This window comes from Mesorhizobium sp. P2_C4 (genome assembly GCF_056404575.1).
This window is the reverse complement of the sequence record NZ_JBFUDT010000007.1, coordinates 280,673-299,733: the sequence shown is the minus strand read 5'-3', so window position 1 is coordinate 299,733 and position 19,061 is coordinate 280,673. Positions and strand designations below refer to the sequence as shown.

The following is a 19,061-nucleotide window of genomic DNA, read 5'->3' as shown; positions in this document are numbered from 1 at the left end:
CAGGCGGCCGTCGATAGACTGATTAAAGCGTGCCGCTTTAAGGATGGCTTGTCGGCGATGCCGGCCCCGGCCACGCAACTGGTCAGGCCGGATCGGAAGCGCCCCGCGATACCGCGAGGCGCTCTGTCTTCGCAATAGCCCGGCTCACGCCGCTTCGGCGTCCTTCACGACCGCCGGTTTCGCCCGGAAATTCAGGCGGTCGGAACCGGCGGTGACCTTGACGGACGAACCGTCGAGGATCTCGCCAAGCAGGATCTTCTCAGCCAGCGGATCCTGCAGTTCCTTCTGCATCACCCGCTTCAACGGCCGCGCGCCATAGGCCGGGTCGTAGCCCTTGGCCGCCAGCCAGTCGATGGCCTCCTGGGCGAGCGACAGCGTGATCTTGCGGTCGACGAGCAGGCTTTCCAGCCGCTTGAGCTGGATCTCGACAATGCTGCCCATATCCTGCCGGCGCAGCCGGTGGAACAGGATCACCTCGTCGACGCGGTTGAGGAATTCCGGCCGGAACGACGCCTTGACGACATTCATCACCTCATCGCGCACGACATCGACATCCTGGTCTTCGCCGAGATTGACCAGATATTCGGCGCCGAGGTTCGAGGTCATGATGATCAGCGTGTTGCGGAAGTCGACTGTGCGGCCCTGGCCGTCGGTCAGGCGGCCGTCATCGAGCACTTGCAGCAGCACGTTGAACACATCCGGGTGCGCCTTCTCGATCTCGTCGAACAGCACGACCTGATAGGGCCGGCGCCGAACCGCTTCGGTCAGCGCGCCGCCTTCCTCATAGCCGACATAGCCGGGAGGGGCGCCGATCAGCCGGGCGACGGAGTGCTTCTCCATGAACTCCGACATGTCGATGCGCACCATGGCGCTCTCGTCGTCGAACAGGAAATTGGCCAGCGCCTTGGTCAGTTCAGTCTTGCCGACGCCTGTCGGCCCGAGGAACATGAACGAGCCGATCGGCCGGTTCGGATCCTGCAGACCCGCACGCGCACGCCGCACGGCCTTCGACACCGCCTGCACCGCTTCGCCCTGGCCGATGACGCGCTTGCCGATCTCGTCTTCCATGCGCAGCAGCTTGTCGCGCTCGCCTTGCAGCATCTTGTCGACCGGAATGCCGGTCCAGCGCGACACGATATGGGCGACATGGTCGGGCGTGACCACTTCCTCGACCATGCCGGCCTTGCCGTCCTGGGCTTCGGCTTGCTTCAGCTGCTTTTCCAGTTCCGGGATGCGGCCATAGGCAAGCTCGCCGGCGCGCTGGAATTCACCCTTGCGCTGGGCAATGGCAAGTTCGTTGCGGGCCTCGTCGAGCTGCTTCTTGAGATCGGCGGCAAGGCCGAGCTTCTGCTTCTCGGCCTGCCACTTGGTGGTGATCTCGGTCGATTCTTCCTCAAGGCCGGAGAGTTCCTTTTCGAGGCGGGCAAGCCGGTCCTTCGACGCGTCGTCCTTTTCGACCTTCAGCGCCTCACGCTCGATCTTGAGCTGCATGATGCGGCGGTCGATCTCGTCCAGCGCCTCGGGCTTCGAATCGACCTGCATCCGCAGCCGCGACGCGGCTTCGTCGACGAGGTCGATCGCCTTGTCGGGCAGGAAGCGGTCGGCGATGTAGCGGTTGGACAGCGTCGCCGCCGCAACCAGCGCCGAATCCGAGATGCGCACCTTGTGGTGCTGCTCGTACTTCTCCTTCAGGCCACGCAGGATCGACACCGTGTCTTCCACCGTGGGTTCGTCGACGAACACCGGCTGGAAGCGGCGGGCAAGGGCTGCGTCCTTCTCGACATGCTTCCTGTATTCGTCGAGCGTGGTCGCGCCGACGCAATGCAGCTCGCCACGCGCCAATGCCGGCTTCAAAAGGTTCGACGCATCCATGGCGCCGTCCGCCTTGCCGGCGCCGACCAGCGTGTGCATCTCGTCGATGAACAGGATGATGTTGCCGTTGGCGGAGGTGACTTCGGACAGCACGGCCTTCAGCCGCTCCTCGAACTCACCGCGATATTTGGCGCCGGCGATCAGCGCGCCAAGATCAAGCGACATCAGTTGCTTGTCCTTGAGCGATTCCGGCACGTCGCCATTGACGATGCGCAGCGCCAGCCCTTCGGCGATCGCCGTCTTGCCGACGCCGGGCTCGCCGATCAGCACCGGATTGTTCTTGGTGCGGCGCGACAGCACCTGGATGGTGCGGCGGATCTCGTCGTCACGGCCGATGACCGGATCGAGCTTGCCGGCGCGGGCATCCGCGGTGAGGTCGCGGGCGTATTTCTTCAACGCGTCATAGCCCTGCTCGGCGCTCGCCGAATCGGCGGTGCGGCCCTTGCGAACATCGTTGATGACCTGGTTGAGCGTTTGCGCGGTGACACCGGCCTTGGAGAGAATATCGGCTGATTTGGCCGACTTCTCCATGGCAAGCGCCTGCAAAAGCCGCTCGACGGTGACGAAGCTGTCGCCGGCCTTCTTGGCCAGTTCTTCGGCGGTCGAGAACACTTTGGCCAGCGGCTGCGCCAGATAGAGCTGGCCATTGCCACCTTCCACCTTGGGCATCGCCTCGAGTGCTGTCTCGACGCCGAGCTTGACGTCGCGGATGGTGCCGCCGGCACGCTCGATCAACGACGCCGCCAGCCCCTCATCGTCGTCGACGAGGACTTTGAGCATATGTTCGGGGGTGAACTGCTGGTGATTGCGCGAGAGCGCCATGGTCTGCGCGGACTGGATAAAACCGCGCACGCGCTCGGAGTATTTTTCAAGGTTCATATCTGTCTCCTTCCATCACCGGCCCGCTTTGCGGCACCGGATCAGATTGCGGTGACGAACCCGCTCATTCGAGCCGGGTCCTGTTCACGCGAGATATGGTGCATAGGCTGCGGTCTCTCAAGACGCCTTGATATCGGTCAACGCATAATATTCCACAGGCGGGTAAAACAAAAACGGCGGAGATTTCTCTCCGCCGTCTAACGCTATCCGAAAGCCTTGATCGATCAGTTGTCGACGACAACGGCGGCCGGTTCGCCACCATTGTCTTCAGCCGGCGCCGCATCCACGCCTGCGGCTGCAGTGTCATTGCTGCCATCGACCTGATCGGCGTTCAGGCGCGGACGGCGCGGACGCTTCGGCCGGCGTGCGGCACCGCTTTCAGCGGCGGCTTCGTTGAGTTCAGCCTGAGCGGCAAGAGCCGCCGGCGAAAAACTATCAAACATTGGCGCGGGCTCGGCCACGAAAACAGGTTCTGCCTGGGACACGAAACCCGTTTCGGCCTGCGAAACGGTTTCTGCCTGCACAGGCGTTTCATTGGGTCGGCTCTGGTCGAAGCGTTGGCCACCCTGCTCATTGCGCGAATTGTCGCCACGCTGGCCGTTCTGGCCATAGCCACCATTGGGCCGGCGGTCGCGATGGCGCCCGCCATTGTTGTCCCGGCCATTGTTGTCGCGGCCATTATTGTCACGGTTGTTGCGATTGTCGCGGCCGTTTTCCTGGTTGAATGCCAATTCGGCCGGCGTGCCTTCGATGACCGGCTGCGGACCGGCACCGTGATTGACCGCCGGAGCCTGCGTCTCATTGCCGTTGTTGTTGCCGGAATTGTCGAAATCATCGCGATCGTCGTCGCCGTCATCGTCGAAATCGTCGCGGTTCTGCTGCGCGTTCTGGATTGGCAGCTGCGCCTGTGCGGCGGCGATGATGCGGTTGTAGTGCTCGGCATGCTGGAGATAGTTTTCCGCCATAACCCGGTCGCCGGAGCTTTGCGCGTCACGGGCAAGGGTGGCGTACTTTTCGGCGATCTGCTGAGCCGATCCGCGGATCTTCACGTCCGGGCCGTTGCTCTCGTAGTTGCGCGTCAGGGGGTTTGGCCCCTTGCGGTTGTTGTTGTTGTTATTGTTGTTGCCACCGCCGCCGCCATTATTGTTGCGACCGCGCATGCGCCTGTTCTGCTGTTGTGGCCTCATTAGACTCTCTTCATTTTGAAATTTTCGAAAAACTCTTCACGAACGGAGGCGCTCATGCAGCCAGCCGTTTCGTTTCTTCACCGGCGTTCGCCCGCATCAATTGCGTTGGCGCCACGTGCCATCCTGTTCCGGTTACATCACTTGCCGGACGATTCCCGCACGAAGCTTGGGCGTCGTTTGCGCAAGAAGGCAGCTATTTCCAAGGAAAACCGAATCGCTAAGAGCACTGCCTGCTTCGTCTCATCCGGTTATGGCGACCCTAGCCGCATTCCCCGGCATTGCCAAGCGCTTTTTTCGCACTGCATCAAGGCATTCACAGTTCTCACAGTTCAAAGATCAGAACCCTGTCGTTTCCACCAAGATCGCCAAACGCCCCGGCCAGCACATAGCCAGCCGCTGCGAATATATCTGTAACCTCTTGGCGCTGCGTATGGCCGATCTCGACCGCTATCCTGCCTTCAGCTTCCAGAAACCTTGCCGCCTCGGCGGCGATGATCCTGTAGGGGCCAAGACCGTCCGCGCCGCCATCAAGGGCCTTATGCGGATCAAAATCGCGGACTTCGTCCTGCAGATTTCCAATGTCTTGAGACCTTATATAGGGAGGGTTTGCGGCAATTACATGGTATCGGCCACAAACTTTTTCGAACCAGTCGGACTGCAGCGCCTCGAACCGGCCGGCAAGGCCGAGTTGCGCGGCATTGCGCGTCGCAGTCGCCAAGGCATCTTCTGAAATATCCACCCCGGTGGCGGTTGCCGCCGGTATGACGCTGAGCAAGGCGAGCGCAATGGCGCCTGTGCCGGTGCCAAGATCGAGGATGCGGCATTCGCCTTGCCGCTCCACTGTCGTCTTGACGAAGGGCAGGATCGCCTCGACCAGCGTTTCGGTATCCGGCCGTGGCTCCAGTGTTTCCGGCGACAGCGACAGCCGCAAGCCGTAGAACTCGCGAAATCCGAGGATGCGATGCACCGGCTCGCCCAGGATACGCCGGCGTAAGGCAGCATCGATTGTCGCGACCGTGCCGGCATCGACCGCTTGCTCAGGATTCGCGATGGCCTGCGTGCGGCTCGTGCCGGAAAAATGCTCGACGATCAGCCTGGCATCGAGCGCTGGATCGGCGACGCCGGCCACGGCAAGCCGCTCCCTTGCCACCTTGAGCAGCGGCCCGAGCATGCCGGGCAGGCTGTCAGCCATCGAGGCCGATATCGGCAAGCAGCTTCGACTGGTGGTCGGCGATCAGCGCATTGATGACCTCATCGAGCTCACCCATCATCACCCGCTCCAGCTTGTAGAGCGTCAGGTTGATGCGATGGTCGGTAAGGCGTCCCTGCGGAAAATTGTAGGTGCGGATGCGCTCGGAACGATCACCCGACCCAACTTGTGATTTGCGGGCCTCGGAGCGCTCTTCGTCGGCTTTGCTGCGCTCCATGTCATAGAGCCGCGCGCGCAGGATCTGCATGGCCTTCGCCCGGTTCTGGTGCTGCGACTTTTCCGCCTGCACCACCATGATGCCGGTCGGCAAATGGGTGATGCGCACCGCCGAATCGGTGGTGTTGACGTGCTGGCCGCCAGAACCCGAGGCGCGCATCGTATCGATGCGGATGTCTTCGGCCCTGATGTCGATGTCGACCTCTTCAGCCTCCGGCAGCACCGCAACCGTCGCCGCCGAGGTATGGATACGCCCGCTGGCCTCGGTCGCCGGCACGCGCTGCACGCGGTGCACGCCGGATTCGAATTTCAGATGGGCAAAGACCCCGCGGCCGGAGATGGTGGCGATGATTTCCTTGAAGCCGCCGGCATCGCCGTCGCTGGCTGACACGGTCTCGAAGCGCCAGCCGCGTTCGGCGGCATAGCGCTCATACATGCGAAACAGGTCACCGGCGAAAAGCGCCGCCTCGTCGCCGCCGGTACCGGCGCGAATTTCGAGGATGGCGTTCTTGTCGTCGGCGGCATCCCTGGGCAGTAGCAGGATCTGGATGTCCTTCTGCAGCTCTTCGATGCGCTCCTCGACGCCGGGCAGATCGGCCTCGGCCAATGCCCGCATCTCGGCGTCGGTGCCCTTGTCGGCCAGCATCGCCTCGAGATCGGCTTGCTCATGCTCGGCCGCGCGCAGCGCCCGGACCTTGGCCACCATGTCCTGGATCTCTGCGTATTCCGAAGCCATTTTCACATAGGCGTCGGCGGCCGGCCCGGCCGACATCTGCGCTTCGAGCATCTCGAAACGCTTGACGACTTGATCCATACGGTCGCGGGGCAGGTTGATCATGGCGGGATGCTATAGCGGAATCGAGCGGTCGTCGGCAAAGGCCTGCAGCAGCGCCCGCATCGGCAGCCCTTGTGCCGGGGCCATCAGATTGTCGTCGAAGAAGGCTTGCAACTCGTCCAGCGGCAGTTCGGTCAGCATCGCCTTGACCGGACCGATCGAGGCCGGCGACATCGAGATCGACCGGTAGCCGAGGCCGATCAGCGCCATGGCGGATATGGGTTTTCCAGCAAGCTCGCCGCACAAGGTCACCGGCGTGTTGTTGCGAACCCCGGCATCGGCGATCTGCTTCAAAACCCTGAGGAAAGGCGCCGACAGCGTATCGAAGCGGTCGGACAGTTGCGTATTGCCGCGATCGACCGCCATCACGAACTGGAACAGATCGTTGGAGCCGACCGAGACGAAATCGACCGCCTTCATCAATTCGTCGAGCTGGAACAGCAGCGACGGCACTTCCAGCATGGCGCCGAGCTTGAGGCTGGTCGGCAAATGATGGGCAAAGCGGGAGAGATGCCGCACCTCGCGGTCGATGATCTCACGCGCCTGCGCGATTTCGCCGAGTTCGGTCACCATCGGCAGCATCAGCTTCAGTTCGCGGCCGCCGCACGCCTTCAGCAAGGCACGGATCTGGGTTCTGAGCAGACCCGGCCGATCGAGCGTCAGGCGGATGGCGCGCCAGCCAAGCGCCGGGTTTTCTTCCTGGATCGCGCCCTTGAAGTAAGGCAGCACCTTGTCACCACCGATATCGATGGTGCGGAACGTGACCGGCTTGCCGCGAGCCGCCTCGAGCACGTCGCGGTAAAGCCGTTCCTGGGCTTCCGCACGAGGAAAGGTCGAGGCGACCATGAATTGCAGTTCGGTGCGAAACAGGCCGATGCCGGCGGCACCTGCCTCGGCCAGCTGCGGCAGGTCGACGGCGAGACCCGCATTCATCAACAGGTCGACCTGCACGCCATCCTTGGTCACCGACGGCTTCTTGCGCAATTCGCGGTAGACTTCCTGCCGCCGCGCCCGGAAGCGGACCTTTTCGGCATAGGCGGCTTCGAGGTCGGGCTGCGGGCGCAGATGGATGGTGCCTTCCTCGCCGTCGACGATGATCGCATCGCCGTTTTCCGCCATGGAAACGGCGCCCTTCATCTGGCCGGCGACCGGAATGCCCATGGCGCGCGCCACGATGACGACGTGGCTGGTTGCAGCACCATCCTCGAGCACCACGCCGCGCAGCTTGTCGCGGGGATAGTCGAGCAGTTCGGCAGCACCCATCGAGCGGGCGACGATGATGGCGTCCTTCGGCAGCGAAGCCGCGACGTCGTCCGGCCCGCGGCCCATCAGCTGGCGCAGCAGCCGATTGGCGAGATCGTCGAAGTCGCTCATCCGCTCGCGCAGATAGGGATCGGTCATGTGCAGCATGCGGGCGCGCATGTCGCTTTGCACTTTTTCGACCGCCGCTTCCGCGGTCAGGCCGTTGCGGATCGCCTCCTCCAGCCGGCGCACCCAGCCGCGGTCGTTGGCGAACATGCGATAGGCTTCGAGCACCTCGCGATGCTCCCCCTCGAAGGCGACATCGCGGCGCTCCAGCATGTCGTCGATGGAGAGCCTGAGCGAGCCCAGCGACGTCTCGAGCCGGCGGACTTCTTCCTCGCTGTCCTCGTTGAACAAATTGGTGACGACGATACGCGGCTCGTGCAGCACGACATGGCCAAGGCCGACGCCGTCATTGAAGGACAGGCCCGTGAAGCTGACGGGACGGCGCAAATCGAGTTCCAGCCCGGGCCGGGTCAACCGGGCGAGGTCGCCGGTGGCGATCATCTCGGCGATGACCATCGCCGTCGTTTCCAGCGCCTCGACCTCGTCGTCGCGGTAGTGGCGCATGGTCTTGTTTTGCACCACCAGCACGCCGAGCGTGCGCCCTGCCCTCAGCACCGGCACGCCGAGGAAGGAATTGTAGATCTCCTCGCCGGTCTCCGGCAGGTAGGCGAAGGCCGGATGTTCCTGCGCGTTGGAGAGGTTGAGCGGCCGCGCGCTGGCCGCGATCGTACCGACCAGGCCTTGCCCTAGCCGCAACTGCGCCAAATGGACGGCGTTCGGGTTCAGACCTTCGGTGGCATAGAGTTCGAGCACCGAATCGGAGCGCAGCACATAGAGCGAGCAGACTTCGGCGACCATGTTGGAGGCGATGTCGCGCACGATCCGGTCAAGCCGCTCCTGCGGCTCCAGCGGCTCCTGCATGAGCTCGCGGAGCCGTTTCAGCAAAACGCGCGGGCCACTGGCCGTATCACGCATCGCGGCTTGTTCTCCAATGGCTTCTTGGCCAGCGCAGCTTCCTCGCGCGCCGGCACAAACGCAACAACCGACTCTGTCTCGTTACTGCTTATCCAGACCGTAGACGGAATGCAAAGTGCGAACCGCAAGTTCGGTATAGGGACCGTCAATCAGGATGGAAATCTTGATTTCGGAGGTGGTGATGGCGCGGATGTTGATCGACTTGTCGGCCAGCGCCTTGAAAGCGGTGGCGGCGACGCCGGCATGGCTGCGCATGCCGATGCCGATGACCGAGACCTTCGACATGCCGGCTTCCGACTGCACGACATCGTAGCCGATCGTGGCCTTGAGCCGTTCGAGCACGGCAAGCGCCTTGTCGACGTCGCCGGACGGCACGGTGAAGGTCATGTCGGTAAACTTGCCGTCCTCGGAGATGTTCTGGACGATCATGTCGACATTGATGTTGGCCTCGGCCAGCGGCCCGAAGATGCCGGCGGCAACGCCCGGGCGGTCGCCGACACGGCGCAGCGAAATCTGCGCCTCATCCTTGGCGTAGGCAATTCCGGTGACGACCTGCTGTTCCACGATCTCTTCCTCGTCGCAAATGAGCGTTCCCGGCGGATTGAGCAAATCCCCCATTCCGGGCGCATCGGGATCGTCGAAGGACGACCGCACGAAAGTACGCACCCTGTGCACCATGGCAAGCTCGACCGAGCGCACCTGCAGCACCTTGGCGCCGAGTGAGGCCATTTCGAGCATCTCTTCGAACGAAATCTTGGCCAGCCGCCGGGCCTTCGGCTCGATGCGCGGATCGGTGGTGTAGACCCCGTCGACATCGGTGTAGATGTCGCAGCGGTCGGCCTTGACCGCCGCTGCGATCGCCACCGCGCTGGTGTCGGAGCCGCCGCGGCCGAGCGTGGCGATGCGGTTGTCCGGACCGATACCCTGGAAACCAGCGACTACGGCCACCTGGCCCTCGCCGAAGCGCTTGATCAAAAACGCGCCGTCGATGTCGAGAATGCGCGCTGCGCCATGCGCGTTGTCGGTCTTGATCGGGATTTGCCAGCCCTGCCAGGAACGGGCGTGAACGCCCATATTCTGCAAGGTGATCGCCAACAGGCCAGCAGTGACCTGCTCACCTGAGGCGACGACGGCGTCATATTCGCGCGCATCATGCATCGGCGAGGCTTCGCGCGTCCAGCCGACCAGTTCGTTGGTCTTGCCGGCCATCGCCGAGACCACCACCGCCACTTCATGGCCGGCATCGACCTCGCGTTTGACATGGCGCGCCACATTGCGGATGCGGGCGATGTCGGCGACGGAGGTTCCGCCGAATTTCATCACGATGCGCGCCATGGAAGCGAAATGCCTTTGACTGAATGCCGGACCGAGGGCCGAAAGCGGAAAGAACGCGCCCAGTCAGGCCGAGCCGCTGGATGCGCGGCCTCCTTAGCCAAATGATCGCGGTTCCGCAAGGCTGCGAGGATTTCCGGGACGCGCCGCGTGTTTCAAGCCACGCTTTTGCTGACTTTGGACAGCTTTTGGCTGGCGGCGGCCTTGCCCGGTCCGGCGACAACGCGGTCGCGCCCGTCCGCCTTTGCCTGATACAGCGCCCGATCCGCGGCGTTGACGATCTCCGCCCATGAGGCGCCAAGTTCCGGAAAGGCGGCGACCCCGAAGGATGCGGTGATAGTGCCAAGCGTGCGGCCGCGATGCGCGAGATGAAGTTGTTTGATGGCCTTTCGCAGCGCCTCGGCGCGCTCGGCGCCGTCGGCCAGCGAGGTCCCCGGCATCATCAAGGCGAATTCCTCGCCGCCATAGCGCGACACCACGTCGCTTTCCCTGGCATGGTCGAGCAGCGTGGCGGCAACCTGCTTGAGGACGAGATCTCCGGCTTCATGGCCGAACGTGTCGTTGAATTGCTTGAAATGATCGACGTCGAGCATGATCATCGCCAATGGCTGCTCGGAACGTTCCATGCGCCTCAGTTCGCGACTGCTTGTTTCCTCGAGATAGCGGCGATTGTAGAGGCCGGTGTTCGGATCACGGATCGATTGCTGCCGCAGGGTTTCGCGCAGCCGCAGATTGGCCAGCGCCAGCGCCAGCGTGTCGACGACGCCACGCAGAATCTGTTGCCGTTCCGTCAGCCATTCCGGCTTGTCGGCGGCGTTCGGTTCGCACAGGTGCAGGACGCCGAGCGTCTCTCCTTGCGCCGCCAGCGGCATGCAGACATAGCCGCGGCCGCCATTTTCGGTGATGTGGTTGCAGCGCGGCGTCAGCATGCCCGGGCCGGCGACATGTTCCTGCCCGCGCCGCAGCGCCCAGCAATCTTCCGGGGCAAACTGGCCGACGCTCGAGCGAACGGCGCCCCAATACGCCATCTCCTCGACCAGGTTGCGCGAAGCGCTGGTCAGGTGGACGGTTCCGCTCAATCCGCCGAAGAAGTCTGGCATGGCCGAACCGACAACGGAGAAAGCCTCCTGGAAGGTGACGCAGGCCTGCAGCAGCTCGCCGAGCTTGACCAGACGGGTCGTGGCTTCCGACGTCTCCTTCAGTTCGCGGTTGAGCGTTGCCAATTCCTCGGCGCGGTCATTGACCGCACGCTCGGCGCTGCGCAACTCGCTGATGTCGCTCAGCGTCAGCACGATGCCGCCATCGGCGCGATTGAGCGGATTGCAGCTCACAACCACCGGCAACAGCGAACCGTCCGGTCTTGCCAGCCGGACCTCTGCCTGGTGCCCGCGGCCCGTGGTCAGCGCCAGTTCGACCGGGGATGTTCCCGGCGCATGGTTGTCTGCCGACAGCCCGCGCATATCCAGCACCGAACGCCATTCCTGTCCCTCGATCTTGTCGCTGCGCCGTCCGACGATGTCGGCGGCCGCCGGATTGACGGAAACTATCTGTCCCTTGCCGTCGATGACCGCAATGCCTTCGGCGACCGTGCGGACGATGTCCTCTATGTAGGCCTTTTGCGCGACAAGCTGCTCACGCGAGGATTCGAGTTCGGACGCCATTGTGTCGAACCCTTGCGCCAATTGTCCGAACTCATCGTTGGAGGTACGGCCGATACGGGCTCCCGCCTCGCCGCGCGCCAGCGATTCAATACCGCGATTGAGGCCTGATAGACCGGCGCCAAAGCCCCGCAGCAGCAGAAAGCCGGAGACAGCGGCAATCAGTACGGCCGCCACCGTGCACAGCCCGACGAGCCAAAGCATGTCGTTGGTACGGTGTTGGGCGGCCCGCAACAGAGGCGTGTATTCGAACAGCACGGCACCGACGGTCTTGCCGGGAGCATTCTCGATCGGCACCGCGACCAGGTTGATCGCTTCGCTGACGTCGCTGCTGTTTTCCACGAAGTCGCGCGGCACGCCATCCTCGATCGTGCGGCCGACTTCATTGCCTGCGTCGTGGCCGTAAGGCGTCCCGATATTTGCTTCCTCGCCCGGGACATCGGCAAGGATGACCTTGTTGTGATCGACGACGACGAGATCGCGTTTTGAACGACTGTGCTGCGCCTTCACGAATTCGCGGAGCGCCTCAGCTCTCTCCAACAAGGAATGCGGCGCATCGGATGCCGTGAAGGCAATCGTCTCGGCCAACTGGCGTCCAACGCTTGTCGCCTCGGCCAGCGCAACGGACTTGGTCAGCCTTATCTGAGAGAATATCGCAATGCCGCCAACCAGGCCAATCAAGGCCGCGGCGCTCAACAGTGTAGCGATGATCTGGGTCTTGATTCGCACCAAGCCATCCAATCACTCGGGTCAGCAATGTACACGCCAAACCCCGATCGCGCGCCGGGAAAACATCACCCTCGTAAATTTGACGTTAAGGCGGCGCTGTCGCCTTGCTCGGTGGCATGCCATCCGCAGCGTCATGAGCACCGCGCTGTCAGCAGGCGAAAAAAGCTGCCTTGACTTTCGCCGCCCGACGCCCGACTTCCTAGCGTCCGAGGAGACCCGCTATATGCCAGAGCCCCGACGATCGACGATCGATGCCGGAGAAGTGGAACGCTTCTCCGCTTTAGCCGCCGAATGGTGGAACCCGAACGGCAAGTTCCGCCCGCTGCACAAGTTCAATCCGGTCCGGCTATCCTATATCCGCGACCAGGTGGCGGCACGCTTCGGCCGCGACCCGCGCGCAGCTAGACCGTTCGAAGGCCTGCGCTTCCTCGACATCGGTTGCGGCGGCGGGCTTTTGTGCGAGCCGATGGCGCGGCTCGGCGCCGAAGTGGTCGGTGCCGACGCCTCGGTCACCAACATCGAAGTGGCCAAACTGCATGCGGCGGAGGCCGGCGTGAGCGTCGACTATCGCGCCACCACCGCCGAGGATCTGGCCGACGCCGGTGAAAAATTCGATGTCATCCTCAACATGGAAGTGGTCGAGCATGTCGCCGACATCGACCTGTTCGTCGGCAAATGCGGCGAGATGGTCCGACCCGGCGGCATCATGTTCGTGGCCACCATCAACCGCACGTTGAAGGCGCTGGGCCTGGCTATTATCGGCGCCGAATATGTGCTGCGCTGGCTGCCGCGCGGCACCCACCAGTTCGGCAAGCTGGTGCGTCCGGAAGAGCTTGAAAGGGCGCTTGGCGGCGCCGGCCTCACCATCATCGACCGTACCGGCGTCACCTACAATCCGCTGGCCGACCGCTGGCAGCGCTCGAAGGATATGGACGTCAACTACATGGTGCTGGCGGAAAAAGGCTCGGTCTGAGGGTTGATCTGGAGATTTGTCAGGCCGTGGACAGTGGCAGAGCCCGACAGCTGGCGCTTGAACTTCCCGAAGCCGTCGAGAAATCGCATTTCGGCAAGGCCGACTTCCGGGTGCGCAATCGCATCTTTGTGTCGCTGCCCGAAAACGATCGCGCCGTGATCAAGCTCGACCGCGACCAGCAGGAGATGATGACTGCGGCCGAACCGTTGGTTTTCAAGCCTGTGCCGGGCGGCTGGGGACAAAAAGGCTGGACGTCGATCATGCTCGATGCTTGCAACGAGCTGACGTTCCGCAGCGCAGTGCGTACGTCCTGGCGAAATGTTGCGCCGCCGGCTCTCAGGAAAATCTTTGACGCAAGCCCGCTTTGATAGATTGCGGTTCTGCCTTCCGGCTCTGCGCCTTCGTGGTGATGAACACGCCCGCGGTGATGATGGCGGCGCCGGCCCAGGTCAGCAGCTGATAGTGCTCGCCGAGAAAGATCGTCCCGGCAAACAGCCCGACCGCCGCCGCCACATAGCCGATCTGGCTGAGATAGACCGGACCGCCGACCGCCTGCAGGCGGAAGAAGAACACGAACATCGCCGAAGCCGACGCGACCTGCCCGACGACCACCAGCGGCACGCCAGCGAGCGGGCCGAACGCACTGCCCCCCAGCAAAACCAGAATCCCAGTGAGCAGAATCGCGGCCGACGCTAAGTGGCTGCCGACGGCAAGCTCGATCGGGCCGGTCCCCTCGGGCCAGTCGACCGTGCGGTAGATGTTGCCGGCGGCTAGGCTGACCGGAATGAGCAGCCCCATCGCCACCCAGAAGAATTCAGCCGGCTGGCCGGCCTCGCCGCGCGTCACCGCCACCATCACCGCGCCGACGAAGCCAACGGCAATGCCGACAATACCTAACATGTTCGGGCGCCTGACACGCAGCAGGATCGAGAACACCAGCGTGATCACCGGTGACAGCGTGAACATGATGCCGGTATAGCCGGCGCCAAGATGCGGGATGGCCGAGAACATCAACAGATTGGGCGCGGCATAAGACACTGCCGCGGTGATGAAGAAGTAGCGCAATTTGTGCGGGGTCAGCCGGATGCGCTGACCGCGCAACAACAATGAGCACAGAAGCACGCCGCCGGCGCCAAGCGAAATAACGAAGGCCCAGACCATGGCGGGAACGCCTGCCACTGTTGCCAGCTTGCCGAACGGCAATGTCAGGCCGAGCAGCCCGCCGGTAACGATCAGCAGGCCGAGCGCCGAATCCCAGAGAAATTTCATCGGATGGTTCCGTCACTCAATTGCGAAGTTTGGCACTTGCGGCACTCGGCCGGTGTTGTATCTTGAGATAAGATAATGCAAAGATTCTTAACGTCAAGATATTTAACGGTGAGACAAATGGATCGCGCGGCAAAGGCGGTCGAGCAATGGAAGCGGGAACGGCCGGACCTGGACGTTTCACCGATGTTGGTGCTTGGGCGGCTGAACGAAGCCTCGTCGCTGATTGCCCGCGAACGCCTCGCCCCGCTTTTTGCCCGCTTCGGACTGCAAGCCGGCGAATTCGACGTGCTGGCGACGTTGCGGCGTTCCGGCCAGCCTTATGCGCTGACGCCGACGGCTCTATACGAGGCGACGATGGTGACATCGGGCGCCATGACCAACCGGCTCGACCGGCTGGAAAAGGCCGGATTGACCTTGCGCGGCCCGCATCCCAACGACCGGCGCGGCATTGTCGTGCAACTCACTGAAAAAGGGCTCGCCCTGATAAACGAGGCGCTCGCGGCCCACGTCGCCAACGAGCACGAAATCCTCGCCGGCCTCACCGGCGCCGAGCGAGAGACGCTGGCTCAATTGCTCGAGAAATTGATAGGCAGCGTGAGCTGACCAATCAGTTCCGTTCGTCGGGAAAACTCGGGATCGGCATGAACTCGACGCCGTCCTCGGCCAGACTCTTGGCTTCGTCCAGCGTCGCCTCGCCATAAATGCCGCGCGCATCGCTTTCGCCGAAATGGATCTTGCGCGCTTCCTCGGCAAACTTGTCACCGACATAGTCGGCATTCTCGCGCACCTTCTCGGCCATCGCCTTCAACTGCGCCAATGCCTGCTTCTGCGCCTCGCCCATGGCCAGCGCGATTTTTTCCTGCTTGCGCCCAGTGGAGACGGCAGGCGCCATCAGCGCCTTCTCGACCTTGTGCGAGCCGCAGACCGGGCAATCGACGAACCCACGCTTCTTCTGCGTGTCGAAATCGTCATTACTGCGAAACCAGCCCTCGAATCCGTGCTCATGCTCGCAGATCAGGGAAAAGCGGATCACGAGGCCGCACCTCTGAGACGCGGCGCTTCCACTGCGCCGGCATTGACGGCAAAACCGCGCGCGTTTTTAAGGTTGGGAATCTTCTTGCGCGCGGCCAGCGACTGCGCCGGATCGATCTCGGCGACGATCACCGCCGGCTCGTCATGCGCGGCCTCAGTGATGATGCGGCCCCACGGATCGACGATCAGCGAATGGCCGTAGGTCTCGCGGCCGTCCTCGTGCAGTCCGCCTTGCGCGGCGGCGACGACGTAGGCGCCGTTCTCGATGGCGCGCGCCCTGAGCAGCACATGCCAGTGCGCTTCGCCCGTCTGGCGGGTGAAGGCGGCGGGCACCGAAAGCACATCGGCGCCGGCCAGCGCCTCGGCGCGGAACAATTGCGGAAAGCGGAGATCGTAGCAAACGGCAAAGCCGAGCCGGGCGCCGTCGATCTCGGTGACGACGGCCTCGGTGCCCGGCTCATAGGCGGCGGATTCGCGCCAGCTCTCGCCATTGTCGAGATCGACGTCGAACATGTGGATCTTGTCGTAGACGGCAATCGTCGCGCCGTCCGGCCCAAACAGCAGCGCACGGTTGGCCAGCTTGCCGTCGGCACGCAGGATGGCGGTTGAGCCGATATGCAGGAAGATGCCGAGCTCCTTGGCCAGCTTCCGCGACGTCGAGACGATGATGTCCTTGTCCTCTGAGGTGAAGGAGGCAGCGCGCGCCTCCTTGTCGCGGATCAGCGCACCGGTCATTTCCGGTGTCTGGATGTAGGTCGCGCCCTGACCCGCGGCGTCACGCACCATTCGCTCGAGATCGACCGCGTTGCGCTCCGGGCTCTCGCCCGAACGCATCTGGATCGCCGCCGCCTTGAAAGCACCCATCGTCATGTCCCTACCTGGTCGAACCGTTGGCGAGCAGTTTATCCAGCCGCCCTTGGGCCTCCAACGCGTGGAGATCGTCGGAGCCGCCGACATGCGTGTCGCCGATGAAAATCTGCGGGAAGGTCGAGCGGCCATTCGCGCGGGAAATCATTTCCTGGCGCAGTTCCGGCGAGAAGGAAGCGTCGTGCTCGGTGTAAGCGACGCCCTTGCGCTCGAGCAGCCGCTTGGCCGCCACGCAATAGCCGCACATCATCCGCGTGTAGATCGTCACATCGAGCATCACTCAGCAATCCTGCCTTGTACCAACGTTATATAGTCGCGGACTCGTCGGCCCGAAAGTCCCCTGGCAGCACACGCGCAAAGGTCAGCACGTCGACCGCACCGGCGCCGCCCTTCTTCAGCGCCTTGGCAACGGCGCGCACGGTCGCGCCGGTGGTGTAGACATCGTCGATCAACAGCACCCGGCGGCCGGCGACCTGGATTTCCGCCTCGCCGGGCACGCGGAAGGCGGCACGCACGTTCTCCTCGCGCTCGTGCCGCTCCAGCCCGACCTGCTGGCGGGTGAGTTTGACGCGGCGAATTGCCGAGGGTGAAAACGGCAGGCCGCTGAGCTGCGATACCGCCCTGGCGAGTTCCGCCGACTGGTTGAACTGGCGCTTGAAAAAACGCCGCCAGTGCAGCGGCACCGGCACGACCACATCGGCGTCTGCGATCAGTTCGGAACCGGCACGCAGCATCCAGAGGGCCATCCACGGCGCCAGATCGGTGCGATCCTGGTACTTCAGCCCTTGCACCATCTGACGGGCGACACCCGAATAGGCGACGGCGGCCCGCGCCCGCTCGAAGGGCGGCGGATCGGCGATCGCTTCGGCCGACAGGAACCCTTCGCCCATATCGTGGGTGAACGGCGTGCCCATCACCGCGCACCATGGCCGTTCCAGCAGCCTGAGCTTCGGCCAGCAGGCGCCGCACAACACGCCAGGCTGCGAGACATGGCGGCGGCAGCCGGCACAGACCGGCGGAAACAGGATGCGCGCCGGCCAGTCCAATGCCTTTCGAGCAATACTCTTGATCTCTGGCATGGGATCGGCCACGTGGTTGGTCTCCGCACCATTATAACACCACATCATCGGTGCGGAAAAACAGGAACCCATCCGTTGCAGCCGATAATCGACACCCCGCTCTGGCTGGCGCGCAAGCGCCGGGCTTTGGCGCGCCCGGTGGGCGGCGCCGATTTCCTGATGCGGCGGGCGGCGGAAGATCTTGCCGACCGGCTGGGGGCCGTCGAGCGTAAATTCGCCAAAGCGGCAATACTGTTTTGCCAGACGCCGACTGCAACCGGTGTGGTCGCCGAAAGCGGCAAGGTGACGGACATCGTGCGCGTCGAGGCGGACCCGGCTTTCCTGGATGGCGGGCAAGGCCTGCTGGCGCCGCTGGAAACCGTGCCTTTCGCGCCGGAAAGCCTCGACCTCGTCGTCTCGCTTTTGTCGCTGCATGCGATGAACGACATTCCTGGCATGCTGGTGCAGATCCGCCGCGCCTTGCGCCCGGACGGGCTTTTCCTCGGTGCCTTTGCCGGCGCCGGCACGCTGTTCGAATTGCGCGAAAGCCTGCTCGCCGCGGAGACCGAACTGTATGGCGGCGCCAGTCCGCGCGTCATTCCGTTCACCGATGTCCGCAACGCCGGCGCGCTTTTGCAACGCGCCGGCCTGGCTCTGCCAGTCACCGATGTCGAGACGGTGACGGTGCGCTACGACAGCCTGTTTGGTTTGATCGCCGATCTCAGGGCCATGGGCGAAACCAGCCCGCTTGTCGATCGCAGCCGGCGGCCGGGCACGCGAAAACTGTTTGCGCGCGCCGCCGAAATCTATGCCGAGCGGTTTTCGGACGCCGACGGCCGCGTAAGGGCGAGCTTCTCGATCGTCTGGATGTCCGGCTGGGCGCCCGATGCTTCACAACAAAAGCCGCTGAAGCCGGGCTCGGCGAAGCTATCGTTGAAGACGATACTGGAAAACCCCGACCGGCGCTGACGGGGTTCCCCGATTGCACAGCCGTATGAGATCAGTGGTGAGCGAAGGCGTTGGCAAGCTTGCTGTCGGCATCGCTGAACAGGAACTGGATCGCATTGCCAACCCTACCGACGCCGCCAACTATGACGAGCGACAGGACGGCGACGATCAGGCCATATTCGATGGCGGTGGCGCCAGTTTCATCTTCCAAAAAACGTAGCAGTAGTGGTTTCATGTTCGTCGATCCCTTATATCAGGAACCCTAACGCGGACCTGTTAAGAAAGGTTAACGGCACAAGCTTAACAGGCGGTGAAACAGGGCCTTCAACGGGGATGGCCCCAAGACTTTGTTGACTATGTTTCAGCAATCGCCGCTGCGCTTGCCGTTTGCGCGGATCACGCAGATCGAACTTGGCATTGGCTGCAACACACTTCTGCGCAGCGTATAGGTGTCGCGACGGCCGATCGAACCGGTGCTCGTCATGTCGAAGCCACCGGCAAGACCATCACGGTCGGATTGCGACCGCAGGCCGTCGAGGAAGGGGGTCGCGATCAAGGCCAGTGCCACCGCGGCTGAGCCGAACAGCAGCGTGACGCGCAAGATGCCCATGCCTGCTTCGGCGGCGCGGCTGCGATCGGGCCGGATCGAGTCCCAGTCCTTGTCGAGGCTCATGCAATCGCTCCCAGCGAATCAAAGGCGCGGCCAGACATGG

Annotated in this window: 18 protein-coding genes; 4 read left to right on the top strand and 14 right to left on the bottom strand. The window is 63.3% G+C overall.

The genetic code is table 11. The annotated features are described in order from the left end of the window. Positions 1 to 144: 144 nt before the first annotated feature. From clpB to AC1DX6_RS25005, 7 genes are all read right to left on the bottom strand, one after another. Positions 145 to 2,751 (bottom strand): ATP-dependent chaperone ClpB, encoded by a 2,607-nt coding sequence (gene clpB, locus AC1DX6_RS25035; RefSeq protein ID WP_477318279.1) that lies wholly within the window; start codon positions 2,749 to 2,751, stop codon positions 145 to 147. Positions 2,752 to 2,975: 224 nt separating this feature from the next. Next, positions 2,976 to 3,911, bottom strand: a complete 936-nt coding sequence (locus AC1DX6_RS25030; RefSeq protein WP_477318277.1) for a DUF4167 domain-containing protein — start codon at positions 3,909 to 3,911, stop codon at positions 2,976 to 2,978. Between the two features lie 349 nt (positions 3,912 to 4,260). Then, positions 4,261 to 5,130 (bottom strand): peptide chain release factor N(5)-glutamine methyltransferase, encoded by an 870-nt coding sequence (gene prmC / locus AC1DX6_RS25025; protein ID WP_477318275.1) that lies wholly within the window; start codon positions 5,128 to 5,130, stop codon positions 4,261 to 4,263. Beyond that, positions 5,123 to 6,202 carry a peptide chain release factor 1 gene (prfA, locus tag AC1DX6_RS25020; protein ID WP_477318273.1) on the bottom strand — a complete coding sequence of 360 codons (1,080 nt, stop codon included), beginning with the start codon at positions 6,200 to 6,202 and terminating at the stop codon, positions 5,123 to 5,125. The genes prmC and prfA overlap by 8 nt, the downstream gene beginning before the upstream one ends. Positions 6,203 to 6,211: 9 nt before the next feature. After that, the gene (gene ptsP / locus AC1DX6_RS25015; protein WP_477318271.1) at positions 6,212 to 8,482 is read right to left on the bottom strand and encodes a phosphoenolpyruvate--protein phosphotransferase; all 2,271 of its coding nucleotides are present in this window, start codon (positions 8,480 to 8,482) and stop codon (positions 6,212 to 6,214) included. Between the two features lie 81 nt (positions 8,483 to 8,563). Then, positions 8,564 to 9,817 carry an aspartate kinase gene (locus tag AC1DX6_RS25010; RefSeq protein ID WP_477250053.1) on the bottom strand — a complete coding sequence of 418 codons (1,254 nt, stop codon included), beginning with the start codon at positions 9,815 to 9,817 and terminating at the stop codon, positions 8,564 to 8,566. Between the two features lie 152 nt (positions 9,818 to 9,969). Next, positions 9,970 to 12,201, bottom strand: coding sequence for a diguanylate cyclase (locus AC1DX6_RS25005; RefSeq protein WP_477318269.1), 2,232 nt, complete (start codon positions 12,199 to 12,201; stop codon positions 9,970 to 9,972). 223 nt (positions 12,202 to 12,424) lie between these two features. Between AC1DX6_RS25005 and ubiG the strand changes: the two genes are divergently transcribed. Next, positions 12,425 to 13,174, top strand: coding sequence for a bifunctional 2-polyprenyl-6-hydroxyphenol methylase/3-demethylubiquinol 3-O-methyltransferase UbiG (ubiG, locus tag AC1DX6_RS25000; protein WP_477318267.1), 750 nt, complete (start codon positions 12,425 to 12,427; stop codon positions 13,172 to 13,174). Between the two features lie 26 nt (positions 13,175 to 13,200). Then, a complete protein-coding gene (locus AC1DX6_RS24995) occupies positions 13,201 to 13,542 on the top strand; it encodes an MmcQ/YjbR family DNA-binding protein (protein WP_477318265.1) in 342 nt (113 codons plus the stop codon). Here AC1DX6_RS24995 and AC1DX6_RS24990 read toward each other — a convergent pair. Further along, positions 13,511 to 14,443, bottom strand: a complete 933-nt coding sequence (locus AC1DX6_RS24990; RefSeq protein ID WP_477318263.1) for a DMT family transporter — start codon at positions 14,441 to 14,443, stop codon at positions 13,511 to 13,513. The two genes, AC1DX6_RS24995 and AC1DX6_RS24990, sit on opposite strands and share 32 nt — an antisense overlap. A 117-nt stretch (positions 14,444 to 14,560) precedes the next feature. Here AC1DX6_RS24990 and AC1DX6_RS24985 point away from each other — a divergent pair, with 117 nt between their 5' ends. Next, complete coding sequence (locus tag AC1DX6_RS24985) at positions 14,561 to 15,046, top strand: MarR family winged helix-turn-helix transcriptional regulator (protein ID WP_477318261.1); 486 nt, start codon at positions 14,561 to 14,563, stop codon at positions 15,044 to 15,046. Between the two features lie 4 nt (positions 15,047 to 15,050). Here the strand turns inward: AC1DX6_RS24985 and AC1DX6_RS24980 are convergent, their stop codons facing one another. From AC1DX6_RS24980 to AC1DX6_RS24965, 4 genes are read right to left on the bottom strand one after another with little or no spacing between them, the layout of a single operon-like run. Further along, entirely contained in the window at positions 15,051 to 15,476 is a 426-nt protein-coding gene (locus AC1DX6_RS24980; protein ID WP_477318259.1) for a DUF1178 family protein, read from the bottom strand. Then, entirely contained in the window at positions 15,473 to 16,339 is an 867-nt protein-coding gene (locus tag AC1DX6_RS24975; RefSeq protein ID WP_477318257.1) for a carbon-nitrogen hydrolase family protein, read from the bottom strand. The genes AC1DX6_RS24980 and AC1DX6_RS24975 overlap by 4 nt, the downstream gene beginning before the upstream one ends. A gap of 10 nt (positions 16,340 to 16,349) precedes the next feature. Beyond that, positions 16,350 to 16,619, bottom strand: a complete 270-nt coding sequence (gene grxC / locus AC1DX6_RS24970) for a glutaredoxin 3 (protein ID WP_477318255.1) — start codon at positions 16,617 to 16,619, stop codon at positions 16,350 to 16,352. 28 nt (positions 16,620 to 16,647) lie between these two features. Further along, a complete protein-coding gene (locus AC1DX6_RS24965; protein WP_477318253.1) occupies positions 16,648 to 17,433 on the bottom strand; it encodes a ComF family protein in 786 nt (261 codons plus the stop codon). Positions 17,434 to 17,496: 63 nt separating this feature from the next. Between AC1DX6_RS24965 and AC1DX6_RS24960 the strand changes: the two genes are divergently transcribed. Beyond that, on the top strand, positions 17,497 to 18,369 hold the full coding sequence (locus tag AC1DX6_RS24960; protein WP_477318251.1) for a methyltransferase domain-containing protein: 873 nt from the start codon (positions 17,497 to 17,499) through the stop codon (positions 18,367 to 18,369). Positions 18,370 to 18,400: 31 nt separating this feature from the next. On the opposite strand, the gene AC1DX6_RS24955 is transcribed toward AC1DX6_RS24960, so the two are convergent. Together AC1DX6_RS24955 and AC1DX6_RS24950 are read right to left on the bottom strand one after the other, a co-directional pair. Then, entirely contained in the window at positions 18,401 to 18,583 is a 183-nt protein-coding gene (locus AC1DX6_RS24955) for a Flp family type IVb pilin (protein ID WP_477318249.1), read from the bottom strand. 126 nt (positions 18,584 to 18,709) lie between these two features. Then, a complete protein-coding gene (locus AC1DX6_RS24950) occupies positions 18,710 to 19,021 on the bottom strand; it encodes a hypothetical protein (protein WP_477318247.1) in 312 nt (103 codons plus the stop codon). Positions 19,022 to 19,061: the final 40 nt, after the last annotated feature.